Annotated in this window: 17 protein-coding genes, 1 tRNA gene and 1 pseudogene; 7 read left to right on the top strand and 12 right to left on the bottom strand. The window is 63.2% G+C overall.

Going from position 1 to position 15,322, the window contains the following annotated elements:
• Positions 1 to 48 precede the first annotated feature (48 nt).
• Entirely contained in the window at positions 49 to 1,047 is a 999-nt protein-coding gene (locus tag VFL62_RS05890; protein ID WP_325171435.1) for an N-carbamoyl-D-amino-acid hydrolase, read from the bottom strand.
• A gap of 145 nt (positions 1,048 to 1,192) precedes the next feature.
• Here VFL62_RS05890 and VFL62_RS05885 point away from each other — a divergent pair, with 145 nt between their 5' ends.
• Positions 1,193 to 1,642 (top strand): PaaI family thioesterase, encoded by a 450-nt coding sequence (locus VFL62_RS05885; RefSeq protein ID WP_325171434.1) that lies wholly within the window; start codon positions 1,193 to 1,195, stop codon positions 1,640 to 1,642.
• 9 nt (positions 1,643 to 1,651) lie between these two features.
• Here the strand turns inward: VFL62_RS05885 and VFL62_RS05880 are convergent, their stop codons facing one another.
• Entirely contained in the window at positions 1,652 to 2,620 is a 969-nt protein-coding gene (locus VFL62_RS05880; protein ID WP_325171433.1) for a hypothetical protein, read from the bottom strand.
• A gap of 213 nt (positions 2,621 to 2,833) precedes the next feature.
• Here VFL62_RS05880 and VFL62_RS05875 point away from each other — a divergent pair, with 213 nt between their 5' ends.
• Positions 2,834 to 3,922 carry a mandelate racemase/muconate lactonizing enzyme family protein gene (locus VFL62_RS05875; RefSeq protein ID WP_325171432.1) on the top strand — a complete coding sequence of 363 codons (1,089 nt, stop codon included), beginning with the start codon at positions 2,834 to 2,836 and terminating at the stop codon, positions 3,920 to 3,922.
• 12 nt (positions 3,923 to 3,934) lie between these two features.
• On the opposite strand, the gene VFL62_RS05870 is transcribed toward VFL62_RS05875, so the two are convergent.
• Together VFL62_RS05870 and VFL62_RS05865 are read right to left on the bottom strand one after the other, a co-directional pair.
• Positions 3,935 to 4,570, bottom strand: a complete 636-nt coding sequence (locus tag VFL62_RS05870) for a thiamine pyrophosphate-dependent enzyme (RefSeq protein ID WP_325171431.1) — start codon at positions 4,568 to 4,570, stop codon at positions 3,935 to 3,937.
• The gene (locus tag VFL62_RS05865) at positions 4,564 to 5,082 is read right to left on the bottom strand and encodes a thiamine pyrophosphate-binding protein (protein WP_325171436.1); all 519 of its coding nucleotides are present in this window, start codon (positions 5,080 to 5,082) and stop codon (positions 4,564 to 4,566) included. The genes VFL62_RS05870 and VFL62_RS05865 overlap by 7 nt, the downstream gene beginning before the upstream one ends.
• Before the next feature lie 327 nt (positions 5,083 to 5,409).
• On the opposite strand from VFL62_RS05865, the gene VFL62_RS05860 reads away from it, so the two are divergent.
• The 5 genes from VFL62_RS05860 to VFL62_RS05840 all read left to right on the top strand — a co-directional run bounded on the left by VFL62_RS05860 (position 5,410) and on the right by VFL62_RS05840 (position 9,480).
• Complete coding sequence (locus VFL62_RS05860) at positions 5,410 to 6,354, top strand: ABC transporter substrate-binding protein (protein WP_325171430.1); 945 nt, start codon at positions 5,410 to 5,412, stop codon at positions 6,352 to 6,354.
• 22 nt (positions 6,355 to 6,376) lie between these two features.
• Positions 6,377 to 7,228: an ABC transporter permease gene (locus VFL62_RS05855; protein ID WP_325171429.1), complete on the top strand. Its 852-nt coding sequence runs from the start codon at positions 6,377 to 6,379 to the stop codon at positions 7,226 to 7,228.
• Position 7,229: 1 nt separating this feature from the next.
• Positions 7,230 to 8,051, top strand: a complete 822-nt coding sequence (locus VFL62_RS05850; protein ID WP_325171428.1) for an ABC transporter permease — start codon at positions 7,230 to 7,232, stop codon at positions 8,049 to 8,051.
• Positions 8,052 to 8,056: 5 nt separating this feature from the next.
• Complete coding sequence (locus VFL62_RS05845; RefSeq protein ID WP_325171427.1) at positions 8,057 to 9,163, top strand: ABC transporter ATP-binding protein; 1,107 nt, start codon at positions 8,057 to 8,059, stop codon at positions 9,161 to 9,163.
• 113 nt (positions 9,164 to 9,276) lie between these two features.
• Positions 9,277 to 9,480 (top strand): hypothetical protein, encoded by a 204-nt coding sequence (locus VFL62_RS05840; protein ID WP_325171426.1) that lies wholly within the window; start codon positions 9,277 to 9,279, stop codon positions 9,478 to 9,480.
• Between the two features lie 71 nt (positions 9,481 to 9,551).
• Here the strand turns inward: VFL62_RS05840 and VFL62_RS05835 are convergent.
• From VFL62_RS05835 to VFL62_RS05800, 8 genes and pseudogenes are all read right to left on the bottom strand, one after another.
• Positions 9,552 to 9,627, bottom strand: a tRNA-Phe gene (locus VFL62_RS05835).
• Positions 9,628 to 9,828: 201 nt separating this feature from the next.
• Positions 9,829 to 10,023 (bottom strand): DNA gyrase inhibitor YacG, encoded by a 195-nt coding sequence (gene yacG, locus VFL62_RS05830; RefSeq protein WP_325171425.1) that lies wholly within the window; start codon positions 10,021 to 10,023, stop codon positions 9,829 to 9,831.
• Positions 10,013 to 10,636, bottom strand: a complete 624-nt coding sequence (locus VFL62_RS05825; protein WP_325171424.1) for a Maf-like protein — start codon at positions 10,634 to 10,636, stop codon at positions 10,013 to 10,015. Before VFL62_RS05825 ends, yacG begins: the two co-directional genes overlap by 11 nt.
• Positions 10,637 to 10,859: 223 nt before the next feature.
• Positions 10,860 to 11,324: a low molecular weight phosphatase family protein gene (locus VFL62_RS05820; protein ID WP_325171423.1), complete on the bottom strand. Its 465-nt coding sequence runs from the start codon at positions 11,322 to 11,324 to the stop codon at positions 10,860 to 10,862.
• Positions 11,325 to 11,554: 230 nt separating this feature from the next.
• Positions 11,555 to 12,049, bottom strand: a complete 495-nt coding sequence (locus tag VFL62_RS05815) for a UPF0262 family protein (RefSeq protein ID WP_325171422.1) — start codon at positions 12,047 to 12,049, stop codon at positions 11,555 to 11,557.
• Complete coding sequence (gene hisD / locus VFL62_RS05810) at positions 12,046 to 13,341, bottom strand: histidinol dehydrogenase (RefSeq protein ID WP_325171421.1); 1,296 nt, start codon at positions 13,339 to 13,341, stop codon at positions 12,046 to 12,048. The genes VFL62_RS05815 and hisD overlap by 4 nt, the downstream gene beginning before the upstream one ends.
• Before the next feature lie 245 nt (positions 13,342 to 13,586).
• Complete coding sequence (murA, locus tag VFL62_RS05805) at positions 13,587 to 14,876, bottom strand: UDP-N-acetylglucosamine 1-carboxyvinyltransferase (protein WP_325171420.1); 1,290 nt, start codon at positions 14,874 to 14,876, stop codon at positions 13,587 to 13,589.
• Between the two features lie 176 nt (positions 14,877 to 15,052).
• Positions 15,053 to 15,322 (bottom strand): annotated as a pseudogene (locus tag VFL62_RS05800) (hypothetical protein); the annotation flags it as partial.

The following is a 15,322-nucleotide window of genomic DNA, read 5'->3' as shown; positions in this document are numbered from 1 at the left end:
GAACTTAGGCCGCCCGCTGATGAAGGTTTGAGCTAGCGAGGGGCGCGCCTAGCGCGAGGCCGATCCGACCGGCGTTCCGTCGGCCATCAGGTTTCGCCCCTTTCGCTCGACGATCATCCGATATGCCTGCGGCTGGCGATGAACGTCGAAATTGAACGTCGTGCGCTTGTAGGAATTGCAGAGATCGAGGTCGCAGCGCGCCAGCGCGATCTCGTCGCCCTTGGTGGTGCAGGCGGCCGCGATTTCGCCTGACGGAGCGATGATGCAACTGCCGCCGATCTGATCGACACCTTCCTCGATCCCGGCCTTGGCGACACCAACAACCCAGGTGCCGTTCTGATAGGCGCCGGACTGCATCACAAGCTGGTTGTGGAACAGCGAGAGATCGTCGTGCTCGGGCGCCGGCGGATTGTGCACCGGCGTGTTGTAGCCGATCATCACCATCTCGACGCCTTGAAGGCCCATGATGCGATAGGTCTCGGGCCAGCGCCGATCGTTGCAGATCGCCATTCCCATCACGCCGCCGAACGCCTCGACCACGCCGAAACGATCGCCGGGTTCGAAATAGCGCTTTTCGAGATGCTGGAACTTGCGCCAGGGCTCGTGCTCGGCATGACCGGGCAGATGGACCTTGCGGTACTTTGCGACGATCGCACCGCTTTTGTCGACGAGAATGGACGAATTGTAGCGATGGGTGACGCCACCCTCCACCGCCAGTTCGCCATAGCCGAGATAAAAGCCGATGCCGAGCTCGCGGGCGAGATCAAACAGGGCTCGGGTTTCAGGCCCCGGCATCTCGCGCTCGAAGAAGCGGTCGATCTCGGATTGATCCTGCATGTACCAGCGCGGAAAGAACGTCGTCAGCGCCAGTTCGGGATAAACGATCAAGTCGCATCCGCTTTCGTGCGCCTGGCGCATCAGGGCCGACAGACGTTCGACCACCTGCGTCCGCGTCTCATTTCTGGCGATCGGCCCCAATTGACCGGCCGCGACAGTTACCAAGCGCACGAGCCCCTCCTTCGATCCGCGGCGCCACCGCCTCGGCATTTGCGTCAGCTTCGGCGACAATGCCGTTTCGATCAACTGAATTGGTGGCCACGAGCGCGCTCCGCCGTCAAGCGGGCGGTTTGATGTTGTCGGTGCCTCGCGTTAGCCTTGCTATCGGCATGCAACGGTCGGGCAGGACGGCAGGATGTTTCAGGCGCAGGACGCAAATTTCAGGGAACGCGTGCGCGCAAGCTTTGCGCGGCAACAGGCGATGGCGACGCTCGGGATCGAAATGATCCATCTCGCGCCCGGCGAGGTTCATCTGGCGATGCCGCCCAATCCCGCCTACACCCAGCAGCACGGCTTCATGCATGCGGGCATCATCACCACGGCGCTGGACAGCGCCTGCGGCTACGCGGCGTTTTCGCTGATGCCGGCTGAGGCCGCCGTGCTGACCGTCGAGTTCAAGACCAACCTCCTGGCGCCGGCAAAGGGCGAGCGCTTCATCTTCCGCGGCCATGTCATCAAGCCCGGCCGGACGCTGACGATCTGCGAAGCGCGCGCGCTGGCGCTGGAAGGAAGTAAGGAAAAGCTCGTCGCGACGATGACCGGCACGCTGATGGCGATCACCGGCCGCGAGGGCGTTGCGCACTAGGAGCGCGGCTCAATCGCCCTGCTGAGCGTAGGCGGTTTCCCAGAATAGTTGTTTCCAATCGCCGACCTCGGCCTTCATGGAGCCGATGCGCTTGAGGAATGCCGCGAAATAAGCAATGCGATGCGGCTGCGAGGTGAACTCGAAGCCGGGATCGTCGAGCAACGCGCGCAGCTCGTCGATGCTTTCGGACGCATTCTGGGCCTTCTTCCAAAGCACCGCGCCGGCAGGCTTGTCGGCATTGCACAGCTTGATGGAAGCTTCCAGCGCGTGGCCGACCGCCTTGAACAAGGTCGGGTTCTTGTCCCGCGTCTGCTTGCCCGCGAGCAAACAGACTTGCGTCAGCGGTCCGCCAAACACCTCGCGGCTGTCGGCCACGACATGCGCGCCCGGCAACCTCAACCCGCGCTCGGTGAATGGCTGCACGGCGATATGCGCCGTCAAGGTAGCCTTGCCATAGCCTGCCGACAGCGCCGCGACAGCATCCGCATGGCCGAGACCGACGGTGAGATGGTCGAGGCGATGCGGATCGTTCCATACTTTCTCCGCCGCCATTTCCAGCATCATCGCATTGAACGAGATCCGCACCGAGGGCACCGCGATGCGGTCCTTCTCGGTGAAATCGGCGATCGTCTTGACGTTGGGGTTGATGGTGTAAAGCACCATGGCGCCGTTCGACATGGTTCCGACAGCCCTGACCTCGTTGGCCGTGCCATGGGTCTTGTCCCACAACGTCAACAAGGAGGGCAGCGCGGCAGCGCCATAGTCGGCTGAGCCCGATAGCAATGCATCGGTGACGGCGGCAGGACCGCTCAATCTTCTTGCCGATGCCTCAACCTTGCCGAGCCCGAGCTTGGTTGCTTCCTGCTGGAGCACGCCGCCTGTGACCATCATATCGACGGGCAGATAGAGCAGGCCGCGCTGCTGGACGAAACTGACGGCGAGCGGCGTTTGCGCACGAACGATCGCGGGCGCGGCCATTAAACTTGCACCGCCCGCTATCGCCGCAATGGCGCTCCGCCTGTTCAAGCGCCGGTCGCTATTGCGCGGACCACCCTTGCTCTGGGGCATCTTGACCTCCCGATTGGCCCGCGGCTCTTATCGTTTTAACGGCCGCTGGGCTTTCGCTGGCTTATGATAGGCAGCGTGGCGCACTTGAACAACAACGACCGATACAGGAGCGGAGGAACAAGAATGAAAATTGAACACATCAAGGTCGACTTCGTCCGCCTGCCGGAGGAAGAGCCTCTGGTCGGCGCGCCCTTCATGATCGGCATGATGCGTGAATTCTTCACCGTGCAGGTGCAAACCGACGAGGGGCTCGAAGGCATCGGCGTCACGGCTTTCGCCGGCAAGCTGGTCCGCTCGCTGCGCGCCGCCCTCGAAGAGCTCGGCGAGGTGATCAAGGGCGAGGATCCGCTGCGCGTCGAACAGGTGAACGCCAAGATGCGCGTCGCATCGGCGTCCTGCGGCTCAGGCATCGCAATGCTGGCGATTTCCGCCATCGATACCGCGTTGTGGGACCTTCGCGGCAAGGCGTTCAACGTGTCCCTGGCGCGGCTGCTCGGCGGTACACGCGACAAGGTGCCGGCCTATGCCAGCGGCGCGCTGTCGCGCACCACACCGACCGACAAGCTGCAGCGCGCCGCATCTGCACTGGTTGAGAAAGGCTACCGGCAGATCAAGACCCAGATGGCGGTCGCCGGACTTTCGCCGAAGCAGGAGATCGAGCGCATCCGGCTGGTCCGCGAGGCCGTCGGACCCGAAGTCAACCTGATGGTCGACATCAACCAGCGCTGGAGCGTCGCCGAGGTGATTTCGATCGGCCACCAGATCGAAGACCTCAGGCTCGGATGGCTGGAGGACCCGACCACCTGCGACGATCATCAGGGTCACGCGAAGATTGCCGACGCGCTCTCGACGCCGGTCTGCGCCGGCGAATATCTCTGGGGCATCGAGCCGCACCGCCAGGCCCTGGCGCACCACGCCAGCGATATCACCATGATCGATCTCTTGCGGGTCGGCGGGGTGACGCAATGGATGAAGGTCGCCGGCATGGCGGAGGCCTTCAACAAGCCCGTCGCCAGCCACCTGTTGCCCGAGATTCATGTGCACCTGATCGCCGCAATCCCGAACGGGCTGGTGGTCGAATACATGCCGTGGACCTGGCGTCTGTTCGAGAATCCGCCGATCCCGGTCAACGGCGAAATAGCGGTGCCGCCAGGCGCCGGGCTCGGATTGAAATTCGCGCCCGACCTGTTCGAGAAGTACGGCATCAGTTAAGCCGCCAGCCGTCTAACCGCCTTCGAGCTTGCCGCCGCCGAATACGGCATGAACGTAACGCGGGGCCCCGATCGCGGTTTGCAAGCGGTGCTTGCTCAGCAGCGGATCGAAAGTAACGGGCGGGCGGACCACATCGAGATCGGGTTCCGTCGCAAGCACCAGGCATTCGGTGCCGTTACGGCTTGCCCTGCCACGCAATCTGTCGGCGAGCCCCTCCGGCTTGTCGATATTCTCACTGGAGGCAATACCCGAGGCGCGCGCAAGTTGCGCCAGATCCAGCGCCGCATTGGTCAAGGCTTGACCGCCGGAAGCGGCGTGGACCCCGTTTTGGATGATGAGCACCGTGAGATTGGCCGGATTGACCGCGCCCACCGTGACCAGCGCGCCCATATGCATCAACAGCCCGCCGTCGCCCTCGACCACGATCACCGGGCGGTTCGGCTGGGCGATCGCAAGCCCGAGCGACAACGGCAGTGCCAGGCCCATCGCGTCTTCGAAATAGAAGTTTTCCGGCGCCTCGTGCAGCTTTGCCCAGAGATAGGAGGCGTTGCCGAGCGAGGTCACGACCAGCGCCTGCTGCGGCAGGTGTTCGGCCAGGGCGCGGTAATAGTCGGCGCGGGTCGGGCGCGCGGTGGCAACGTTCACCATTGGATGTCTTCCCGGGACAGCAGAAGCGCAAACGGACACGACGCCTCTTCGGCAAAGGTCGCGGCATGCTCGACCTGGGGGCCGATCGGCCGATGGCGGTCGACGCAGGCATAGCTCAGGCCGACGCCGCGGAACACCGGTTCTGTCGCCCGGCCCTTGGGCACGTGGTAAAACACCGGGTCATCCGGTGTGCCGCGATAAGACACCAGCATCAGGAGCGGAAACTGGTAGCGCTGCGCCAGCGAAACCATGCCCGCGCCCATGCTGAGCACGCCGGCATTTTGCACGAGCAGTGCGGTGCGGACCCCGCCAAGCCGCAGGCCGCAAGCGATCGCAAGCGCCTCCTCTTCATGGGTCGCGCGCACCAGCCGCATCGACGGTTCATGCTCGATGCGGACCAGGATCTTGCCGAGCCAACCGTCCGGCACCGACACCACCGCGCCGAAGCCGAGCCGCTTGAGCGTGTTCAGCACATCCGACGGCCGATGCGCATCGCCCTCTTTTGCAAGCACACCGCTCAAACCATTCCTCCCACCCGCTCTAGTGGCCCGATTCGCACTGTGGAATGCGCGGCCAACGCTTGGCGAATGTCAAATCCGCTCCACTGGCGGCTGAATCGGCCGCGCTTGCGGCGAACTTAACGGCGCGCGTCTTGCTTGTCGATAACAAGGCCGCTTCTCGCCGTTGTCGGTTGCCGCACAATGGTGCAGAATTGTCGGGCCGGGAAGTATTTGACGATGCGAAAGAACGCATCGCGAGGGGAATTTGACATGCGTCGCTTCTGGCTAGCTTTCGTTGTTTTGCTTGTTTCTGTTCCGGCCCACGCGCAGGACAAGCTCGTGGTCTCAATCTGGGGCGGCAGCTGGCGCGACTTGATCGCCGAGACGGTGGCGAAAAAATTCACCGCCGAGACCGGCGTGCCGGTCGATTTCGTCACCGGCGGCACCATCGACCGGCTCAACAAGGAGAAGCTCGCCAAGGGCAATCCCGAGAGCGACATCACCTTCACCACCTCGCATGTCGGCTGGCTCTACGCCAATGATGGCTTGTTCGAAACGCTCGACACATCGAAAATTCCGAACGCCAAGAACCTCGCGGAGGAAGCGCGGATCAGCCCCTATCACCTCGGCGCCTGGGCCTATGTCTACACCATCGGCTACCGCGCCGATCTGTTGAAGGACATCAAGTTCGAGAGCTGGAACGATCTCTGGAAACCGGAACTGAAAGCCAAGCTCGCGGCGCCCGATTTCGACCCCAGCCATATCATCGTCGTTTCCGCCATGCTGTCCGGCGCCGACGCCGCGCATTGGGAAAAAGGCGAGGACAAGCTGAAAGCGCTGAAGCCGAACTTCAAGGCGTTCTACACCAATGACGCCAACAGCCAGCAATTGCTCGCCAGCGGCGAGACGCCGCTACAGATCGTGCTGTCGATGAACGCTTATTACATGATCGGACAGGGCGTGCCGATCACGCTGGCCATCCCGAAGGAAGGCGCAGTGCTCGGCATCGACACCGTCGCCATCATGAAGGGTTCGAAAAAGGCCGACCTCGCCTACAAGTTCATCAACACGCTGTACGACCCGGAGATCCAGGCCGACATCGCCAAGCTGAAAAAAGGCAGCCCGGCGGTGCTCAACGCCAAGCTCGATCCCGAGATCGCGAAATTGCCCGGCGTCTTCACCACCGCCGAACAATGGAAACAGCAGATCAATATCGACGCCAAGCTGCGCTCCGAGAAAACCGCCGAATGGCGCAAGTGGTTTGCCGAAAACATCATGAACTAACAAACCACCCATCCAAGCTGTCATGAACCAGCGGCCTTTTTCCCGCATCTTCACGATGCCAGCCGCGCTTTGCGCGCTTGGCTTCGTCGCGGCCATGGCCGCCGTGCTGCAATACAGCCTTCGTGCCTATATTCCCGGCTCGCTCGATCCCGGCGGTTTCACCCTCGCCAATTTCTTCGACCTGCTGAAGCCGCTTTATGCGCGTGTCTTCCTCGATACCGTCTTGATCTGCGCGTTGACGGCGACCGTCACGCTCTTGGTCGGCTATCCCCTCGCCTACGCGCTGGTGCAGATCGAGCGGCCCTGGATCAAATCGGCGCTGCTCATCATCGTCGTCACGCCGCTGTTTCTCGGCGAGGTGGTGCGGACCTATTCCTGGATCATCGTGCTCGGTAATAACGGCTTCATCAATGCCGCATTACGTGGGCTTGGCCTGATCGATCAACCGATCCAGTTCATGTTTACGACCTTTGGCGTCGTGGTTGCGCTGGTGCATGTCACGCTGCCGGTGATGGTGATCATGCTGGCGGCAGGGCTGTCGCATATCGACCGCGACTATCAGCGCGCGGCTGAAAGCCTTGGCGCCGGCCCGATCCGTGCGTTTCTGACCGTGACCTTGCCGCTGTCGATGCCGGGCGTGATCGCCGGCGTCACCACCGCCTTTGCCTGGACATTTTCGGCGTTCGCCACGCCGCAGATGATCGGCGGCGGCCGCGTCAACATGGTCTCGAACCTGGTCTATCAGCTCGGCCTCTCGAGCTTCAACTTTCCGTTCGCCGCCGCGCTCTGCGTCGCAGGCCTCGCCCTGACGATCGCGGTGTTGTCGCTCCTTAACCTCGCCTCGCGGCCATTCAAGAATATCGGGGCGCATTAAGATGGTGCCGCGATCGACCTATCAGCGTCTGCTCGGCTATGCCGGCTGGCTCGTCGTCGTCCTGATCCTTGGCTTCCTGATCCTTCCCGCTGCCGTCGTGACCATCGCAGCGTTCAACGACAAGGCTATTCTGTCGTTTCCGCCACAAGCCTGGTCGTGGCGATGGTTCGAACGCGCGCTGGCCTATCCTGATTTCCGCGCCGGATTCCACAACGGCCTGATCGTCACTGCCTGGAGTTCGTCGATCGCGCTGGTCATAGGCTCGATGTTTGCCTTCGTGATCGATCGCTACCGGTTTGCGTTGAAAGCGACCATCGAGGGCATTCTGGTGTCGCCGCTGGTGATCCCGCATTTCACCGTCGGTCTTGGCTTTTTGATCCTCGCCGCGCAAATCGGATGGAGCCGCGGCTTTGCCGTCGTCGTCATCTGTCATGTCATTCTCGTACTGCCGTTCGTGCTGCGCAGCGTCTACGTGTCATTGCGCAATCTCGATCCCAGCTACGAACTGGCCGCCGCAAGCCTCGGCGCCACGCCGCTGCGCGTGCTGCTCACCGTCACGATACCGCTGCTGTTGCCCGGTCTCGTCAGCGGCTGGCTGTTCGCCGCCATCCTCTCGTTCAACGAATTCACGGCGTCGCTGTTTGTGACCTCGCAGCGCACGCAGACCCTTCCGGTCGCGATGTACAACTATGTGCGAGAATTCGCCGATCCTTCGATGGCGGCATTGTCGGTGATGTATATCGCGGGCACCGCAGCCCTGATCGCCTTCGCCAACCGCTTTCTTGGCCTCGGCAAGGTCCTCAACATCGAACAGAGCCATTGAGCATCATGACGATACCGGCCCCGGCGATAACGGACGCGGCAGTCAGCTTCGACGGCGTGACAAAAACCTTTGGCGAGGTGAAAGCGCTCGACAACGTATCGCTGGCGGTTGGCCGCGGCGAGTTCATGACGCTGCTCGGCCCCTCCGGCTGCGGCAAGACCACGCTTTTGAAACTCGCCGCCGGCTTCCTCGGGCCGGATGGCGGCTCGGTCAACATCGACGGTAATTGCGTCAACGAGGTGCCGACCTACAAGCGCGAAATCGGCATGATGTTTCAGAACTACGCGCTGTTTCCGCACATGAGCGTTGCGGACAATATCGCCTATGGCCTGAAGACGCGCCGCGTCGCGAGGGCCGACATACGCAAGCGCGTCGCCGAGGCGCTGGCGCTGGTCAAGCTCTCAGGCATGGACGAGCGCAAGCCGAAGCAGTTGTCAGGCGGCCAGCAGCAGCGCGTCGCGCTGGCGCGCGCGCTCGTGATCAATCCGACGGTGCTGTTGCTGGACGAACCGTTTTCGGCGCTCGACAAGAACCTGCGCGGCTCGATGCAGATCGAGCTTCGCGACATCCAGCGCAAGCTTGGGCTGACCACGATCTTCGTCACCCATGACCAGAGCGAGGCGCTCAGCCTGTCGGACCGCGTTGCGGTGATGTCGGAAGGAAAAATCCGCCAGCTCGGTACGCCGCTCGATATCTACCGCGAGCCGGCCGACCGGTTCGTCGCATCGTTTGTCGGCGACGCCAACCGCCTGCGGGGCGAACTCGTCAGTGTTGCGGGACTTGAGGCCGTGATCACGCTTGGCGGCATTCAGATCACGGTGCCGGCGGGGCGTATCGGCGCAGCAACTCCTTCGACCTCGATCGACTTGTTCGTCCGCCCCGAGCGTCTTCGCATCGTCGCACCGGACGAGACCGCCACGATGACAGGCCGGATCGTGGCGCAGACCTATCACGGAGGGCATGTCGATCTTCAGATCGCCTGCAGCGCCTGCGGCGACGATCTGCTATTGGTGCGCTCGAGCGGCGATCGGGCGATGATCCACCTGCCGCCCGGAACCGAGGTTGGGATATCGATCGACCCCGACGGCTGCGCGGCCTTTCCTTTCGCCTAAATTGATTCTTCAAAACCGCGCCGCCGATCGCCGCGCTGTCAAGAATTGACGGGCACGCCATCTGATGCATGCCCCCAAAGATGAGTCGCTTCGCGAATTGTAGATTAGCTCGAATGAGCGACGGACGTTTGCGCGTCATTCGAGACCTCGGACCGGTCAAGGGCGGCAAGGGCCTGAAGCATCACGAAGTGGTGCTGGAGCTGACGTGGTGGGGGATGTTCCGGTTCGCCGCCTCGGTGATCCGGACCGAGCGGCCAACTGATGAGGCGCAGCAAGAATCCGAAGCTCAGATGCAAACGACGCTGTCTTCGATGTGAGCGTCCAACGGGCGAAATCCGCCATCACGAAAATCGATCCGTCAGACGATCGCAAACTGGCCGGACCAAAATGGTGCCCAGGGGCGGGATCGAACCACCGACACTGCGATTTTCAGTCGCATGCTCTACCAACTGAGCTACCTGGGCGTTCCCGGAGCCGCATGAACGGCGTGAGGGAGCGGCGGTTTATAGTCAGGACAATCTGTCCTGTCCACCGTGCTTCGCCTGGCGGCTTCGCATGGCACCGCCGTGCAAAAAGCCGACAGCGAAGCATGTCCGGCGCAGCTCGGCGCGCGAAGCCGGACCATCCAACAAGCCGATGAAAACAATGACGATTTTCAAATTCCGCTAGTCGTTGTCGTCATCCTCGTCGGGCCGGCCGGGGATCACGTAGGAGCCCGAGAGCCAACGATTGAGATCGACATCGCGGCAACGCTGTGAACAGAACGGGTTGTTTTCCTGGCTGGCCGGCTTGCCGCAGATCGGGCATGGCTTCGCCCCTGTGGCGCCGGAAGCGCCTTCGCCACGCGGTTTAGCTGGCATTCAACCAGCCAAAGCGGACCGGAAACCCCTCGCCGCCGAGCAGCGAGATCGATTCGTAGAGCGGCAGGCCGACGATGTTGGAGTAGGACCCGACCATCTTGACCACGAAGGATCCGGCAATGCCCTGCACGGCGTAGCCGCCGGCTTTGCCGCGCCACTCGCCGGAGCCGATATAGGCCTGAATGTCTTCCTCCGAGAGCCGCTTGAAGCGCACGCGGGTCTCGATCAGTCGCTGGCGAAACGCCTCCTTCGGCGTCACAAGGCAAATCGCGGTGTAGACGCGATGGTTGCGTCCCGACAGCAGCCGCAAGCATTGCGCGGCCTCGTCCACCAGATTGGCTTTGGGCAGGATGCGGCGGCCGACCGCGACCACGGTGTCGGCGGCGAGAATATAGGCGCCCCGCAACTCGTCATCGAGCTGCACCGATTTGAGCGCCGCATCCGCTTTCGCCCGGGCGAGGCGGTTGGCGCAGGCGCGCGGCAGCTCACCGCGCTTGGGCGTCTCATCGACGTCGGCGGGACGCAACGCGTCGGGCTCGATGCCGGCCTGGTTGAGCAGGCCAAGGCGTCGCGGCGAACCTGAAGCGAGAACCAGTTTGGGACGGCCAAGCATTTCGGATTATTCGGCGGGGAAGATTCGTCCAGCTTGAGTGAATGCGCGCGGAACCTATCGGAACGCCATCGCCGAGACAACCGTGCATCATGACAAAGAACGGGCTTGGCAACTGCCGGCGAGGCCTGGAGAAAATCGGCCAGCCGCGCTGACATCCGCCCGTCACGAAGCTGCAAGGTGGCTGCGGCTGTGTTCCGCCCTTGCCTCGCGGAACCCGGCCGGTTCAGCCCGACGCCGCGCCGACCTTCGAAAACCGCTTGCGGATGCGCAGCAACAAGCCATCGCAGACCTCGCGATAGGCCTCCAGTTTCTGGTCGCGGCTGCCGTCGGTGCCGGTCGGGTCCGGCGTCGGCCAGTATTCCACTTCGGCGGCGAGCGTGCGCGTCAGCTCCAGCGCCTTGTGATGCGCCTCCGGCGACAGCGTGATGATGAGATCGAAGTTGAGGCCTTCCCAGTCATCGAGTTCCTCGAAGGTCATCGGCTTGTGCTGGGAGATGTCCTGGCCGAGTTCGGCCATCACGGCGACTGCAAAGGGATCGAGTTCGCCTTTCTTGACGCCGGCGGATCGCACATAGAGCGCGTGCGGAAACATCTGTTGCAAGAGGCTTTCGGCCATCGGCGAGCGCACGCTGTTGAAGCCACAGGCAAACAGCACGGCTTGCGGAGCGCGCGTCGGCGGCGACGCCATCAGTCTTTCTTCGTCTGGCGCATGGAATGCGAGGGTTCGGCCACCTCTCCCATTGGGAGAGGTCGGCGCGAAGCGCCGGGTGAGGGGTGACGGACTATCGAAAGACCGTAACCGCTCACCCCACCCCTCTCGCAAAAGGAGAGGGAGCAATCTTCCGTTGCGGCAACATCTTGATGATACTTTTCAAACCGCTGAAACGTGAGCGTGCCGATCGTGGTGAGGGTCATGCGCTACCCCTTCCAGTGCAGGACGCAGATCAGCGTGAACAGGCGACGGGCGGTTTCGAAGTCGACGCGCACCTTGCCCTTCAGCCGCTCCTGCAACGTGCGCGAGCCTTCGTCGTGGATGCCGCGCCGTCCCATGTCGATGGCCTCAATCCGGTCCGGCGTCGCAGTCCGGATCGCCTGATAGTAGCTGTCGCAGATCATGAAATAGTCTTTCACGATGCGCCGGAACGGCGTCAGCGACAACAGGTGCGCCACCACCGGCGTGCCATCCTCGCGGCGAATGTCGAAGGCCAGACGATTGCCGGTGATGCTGAGGTGCAGCGTGAAAGGACCGCCCTGAACGCCTTCCGGCGCGAACAGGTTCTGCTCGATCAGGTCGTAGATCGCAATTGCGCGCTCATGCTCGATATCCGGGCCGGAACGGCCGATCGATTCCTCGTCGAGCGTGACCGCGACGATGCGATTCTGCGAGTCGTCTCCTGATGGCTGATTGGTCATGACAAATTGAGGCGAATCCCGACGGAGCGTGAGTGTGCGTCGAGGCCCTCGGCTTTACCCAGGGTCATCGCCGCCGGGCCGAGCTGGCGCAACTGATCGGGCCCGCATTTGAGCAGCGACGTTCGCTTCATGAAGTCGAGCACGCCGAGCCCCGAGGAGAACCGCGCCGAACGCGCCGTCGGCAGCACGTGGTTGGAGCCGCCGACATAGTCGCCGATCGCCTCCGGCGTATGCGAACCTAGGAACACCGCGCCGGCATTGCGGATTTTCGCGGCAAGGCCTTCCGGATCGGTGGTCATGATTTCGAGGTGCTCGGCCGCGAGCGCATCCGCAAGCGCGACCGATTGCTCGATCGTCTTGACCTTGATGATGCCGCCGAATTCCTGCCACGAGGCACGCGCGATGTCTGCGCGTGGCAGCGTCGAGAGCTGCGTCTCGACCGCGCGCGCGACATCATCGGCCAGGGCCGCGTCGTCGGTGATCAGGATCGATTGCGCGTTGGCGTCATGCTCGGCCTGCGCCAGAAGATCGGCCGCGATCCATCCCGGGTTGGCGGAGCGGTCGGCGATGACAAGGACCTCCGAGGGACCCGCGATCATGTCGATCCCGACCTTGCCGAACACGAGCCGCTTGGCCGCGGCCACATAGGCATTGCCAGGACCGACGACCTTGGCAACCGGCGCAATCGTCGCTGTCCCGTAGGCCAGCGCCGCAATCGCCTGCGCGCCGCCGACGCGGTAGATTTCCGATACCCCGGCCAGATGTGCGGCCGCCAACACCAGCGGGTTGAGCTTTCCGTCGGGCGACGGCACCACCATGACAATGCGATCGACGCCGGCGACCTTCGCCGGCACCGCATTCATCAGCACCGATGACGGATAGGCGGCGGTGCCGCCCGGCACGTAGAGCCCGACCGATTGGATCGCGCTCCAGCGCCAGCCGAGTTCGACGCCGAGCGGGTCGGTGAAGCGCTCATCCTTGGGTATTTGCCGGCGGTGGAAACTCTCGATCCGGTCACGCGCCAGTTCCAGCGCCGCCAGCGTCTCGCGGTCGCAGGCCTTCACCGCCGTTGCGATCTCGTCGGCGCCGATGCGAAGCCGGGAGGCATCGAGGTCGAGTCGGTCGAACTTTCGAGTCGCCTCGATCAGCGCCGCGTCGCCGCGCCCGGCGACGTCCTCGACGATGCGGCGGCAGGCGGCTTCGACGTCCGCCGCCACCTCGCGCTTCATCGCCAGGAACGCGCCGAACTGGTGCGCGAAATCGGGGCTGGAGGTATCGAGCAGAACGGGCATGGGGCTTTCCGAACGGTCTTGAAGTCTCAACGTAAAGGCTTCTGCTCCATGGCGCGAGGCCAAATCGCCGTCAACCCTTGGAACAATTTGTCGGCGGACTCGCTTCACCTCTCCCCGACGGGGAAAGGTCGATTTGCGCAGCAAATCGGGCGAAGGGCTATAGCTCTCGCGAGGGACCGTAACCCCTCACCCCGACCCTCTCCGAATGGGAGAGGGAGCCCACCGCCGTTGCAGTTGGCAGCAACTTAATCGCTGATGCGCTCGATGCGGGCGCCACAGGCGGAGAGCTTTTCCTCCAGCCGTTCGAAGCCACGATCGAGGTGATAGACGCGGTTGACCATGGTTTCGCCTTCGGCCGCAAGGCCGGCAATGACCAGCGACACGGATGCCCGCAGGTCGGTCGCCATGACAGGCGCGCCACGCAGTTCTCCGATGCCGTGGACGGTCGCGGTCTCGCCATCGAGCTGAATGCGGGCGCCGAACCGCGCCAGCTCCTGCACATGCATGAAGCGGTTTTCGAAAATCGTCTCGGTGATGCGCGAGGCACCCTTGGCGCGGGTCATCAGCGCCATCAATTGCGCCTGAAGATCGGTTGGAAAGCCCGGAAATGGCGCGGTCGATACCGTCACCGGATTGATGCCCGCACCGTTGCGGGTCACGCGAATGCCCTCGTTGGTCGCGGTCACGACCGCGCCGGCTTCGGTCAACACATCGAGCGCGGCCTGCAGCAATTCAGGACGCGCGCCGCTGAGCTGGACGTCGCCGCCGGTCATCGCGACCGCCATGGCATAGGTGCCGGTCTCGATCCGATCCGGCAAAACCGTGTGCCGCGCACCGTGCAGCTTGCTGACGCCCTCGACCGTGATCTGCGGCGTTCCGGCGCCTGTGATGCGCGCGCCCATCTTGTTCAGGCAATCGGCGACGTCGCGGATTTCGGGCTCGCAGGCGGCGTTGGTGATGACGGTGGTACCTTGCGCCAGCGTTGCCGCCATCAGCGCGACATGGGTGCCGGAGACCGTCACCTTCGGAAAGTCGATCTCGCCGCCGTTCAGGCCGGACGGCGCCTTCGCAATGACGTAGCCGCCGTCGATGGTGATCTCGGCGCCGAGCTTTTCCAGCGCCATGATCAGGAGATCGACCGGGCGCGTGCCGATGGCGCAGCCGCCCGGCAACGACACCTTGGCCTCGCCCATCCGCGCCACCAGCGGCGCGATCACCCAGAAACTGGCGCGCATGCGCGACACCAGCTCGTAAGGCGCGGTGGTATCGATGATGTTGGCCGCGGAAATATGCAGGGTCTGCCCCTGATATTCGCGATCACCGGGCCGCTTTCCCGCCGACATGATGTCGACGCCATGGTTGCCGAGAATCCGCTGCAACTGGGCGACGTCTGCGAGCCGCGGCACGTTGTCGAGAATCAGCGTTTCATCGGTCAAGAGAGCGGCGATCATCAAGGGCAGTGCGGCATTCTTGGCGCCGGAAATCGGAATGGTGCCGTTGAGTGCGTTGCCGCCGATGATGCGAATGCGATCCATATTGGTGCCCACCCTTCAAGGCCAAGGGTATAGGGCGAACGGCGCCCAAAGCAAATCACCCCGGCCAAATTCCTCGCATCAAAACGCCTTCAGCTTTGCGGCGAATTGATGGGAAGATACCCGGACCGCCGCTTCGGCAGCGGTCCCGGGCAAGCGCTCCCGGCCAAAGCCGAGGCTCACGCCGGATGGTAACGCCGCACGGCCTTGAAGATCGCAAACAGGAACAGCAGCAGCACGATACCCTGGAGGGCCGCGAATGGCGGTTCGCTCGGCGGCACGCTCGGTGCCAGTGCATGCAGCGGGCCGATCTTCAGGAAACTCTGAATCACCAGCACGAACACATTGAGATAGAGCGAGGCGATCGCGGTGATCAGATAGATCGAACGCCAGGTCCCGGAAAGCCTCATACCATAGAGCGCAAGGCAGGCGATCGCGAGCAGCACCAG

The organism is Bradyrhizobium sp., assembly GCF_035701725.1.
Classification (GTDB): domain Bacteria; phylum Pseudomonadota; class Alphaproteobacteria; order Rhizobiales; family Xanthobacteraceae; genus Bradyrhizobium.
This window is presented reverse-complemented; position numbering and strand designations above follow the sequence as displayed.

Excerpts from the sequence above, each read along its gene's own strand:
- VFL62_RS05875 (WP_325171432.1), top strand. The coding sequence starts at position 2,834 with ATGAAAATTGAACACATCAAGGTCGACTTCGTCCGCCTGCCGGAGGAA.
- yacG (WP_325171425.1), bottom strand. The coding sequence starts at position 10,023 with ATGCCAGCTAAACCGCGTGGCGAAGGCGCTTCCGGCGCCACAGGGGCG.
- VFL62_RS05855 (WP_325171429.1), top strand. The coding sequence starts at position 6,377 with ATGAACCAGCGGCCTTTTTCCCGCATCTTCACGATGCCAGCCGCGCTT.
- VFL62_RS05885 (WP_325171434.1), top strand. The coding sequence starts at position 1,193 with ATGTTTCAGGCGCAGGACGCAAATTTCAGGGAACGCGTGCGCGCAAGC.
- hisD (WP_325171421.1), bottom strand. The coding sequence starts at position 13,341 with ATGCCCGTTCTGCTCGATACCTCCAGCCCCGATTTCGCGCACCAGTTC.
- VFL62_RS05870 (WP_325171431.1), bottom strand. The coding sequence starts at position 4,570 with ATGGTGAACGTTGCCACCGCGCGCCCGACCCGCGCCGACTATTACCGC.
- VFL62_RS05840 (WP_325171426.1), top strand. The coding sequence starts at position 9,277 with ATGAGCGACGGACGTTTGCGCGTCATTCGAGACCTCGGACCGGTCAAG.
- VFL62_RS05815 (WP_325171422.1), bottom strand. The coding sequence starts at position 12,049 with ATGACCAATCAGCCATCAGGAGACGACTCGCAGAATCGCATCGTCGCG.
- VFL62_RS05825 (WP_325171424.1), bottom strand. The coding sequence starts at position 10,636 with ATGCTTGGCCGTCCCAAACTGGTTCTCGCTTCAGGTTCGCCGCGACGC.
- VFL62_RS05890 (WP_325171435.1), bottom strand. The coding sequence starts at position 1,047 with ATGCCGAGGCGGTGGCGCCGCGGATCGAAGGAGGGGCTCGTGCGCTTG.
- VFL62_RS05880 (WP_325171433.1), bottom strand. The coding sequence starts at position 2,620 with ATGGCCGCGCCCGCGATCGTTCGTGCGCAAACGCCGCTCGCCGTCAGT.
- VFL62_RS05820 (WP_325171423.1), bottom strand. The coding sequence starts at position 11,324 with ATGGCGTCGCCGCCGACGCGCGCTCCGCAAGCCGTGCTGTTTGCCTGT.
- VFL62_RS05845 (WP_325171427.1), top strand. The coding sequence starts at position 8,057 with ATGACGATACCGGCCCCGGCGATAACGGACGCGGCAGTCAGCTTCGAC.
- VFL62_RS05850 (WP_325171428.1), top strand. The coding sequence starts at position 7,230 with ATGGTGCCGCGATCGACCTATCAGCGTCTGCTCGGCTATGCCGGCTGG.
- murA (WP_325171420.1), bottom strand. The coding sequence starts at position 14,876 with ATGGATCGCATTCGCATCATCGGCGGCAACGCACTCAACGGCACCATT.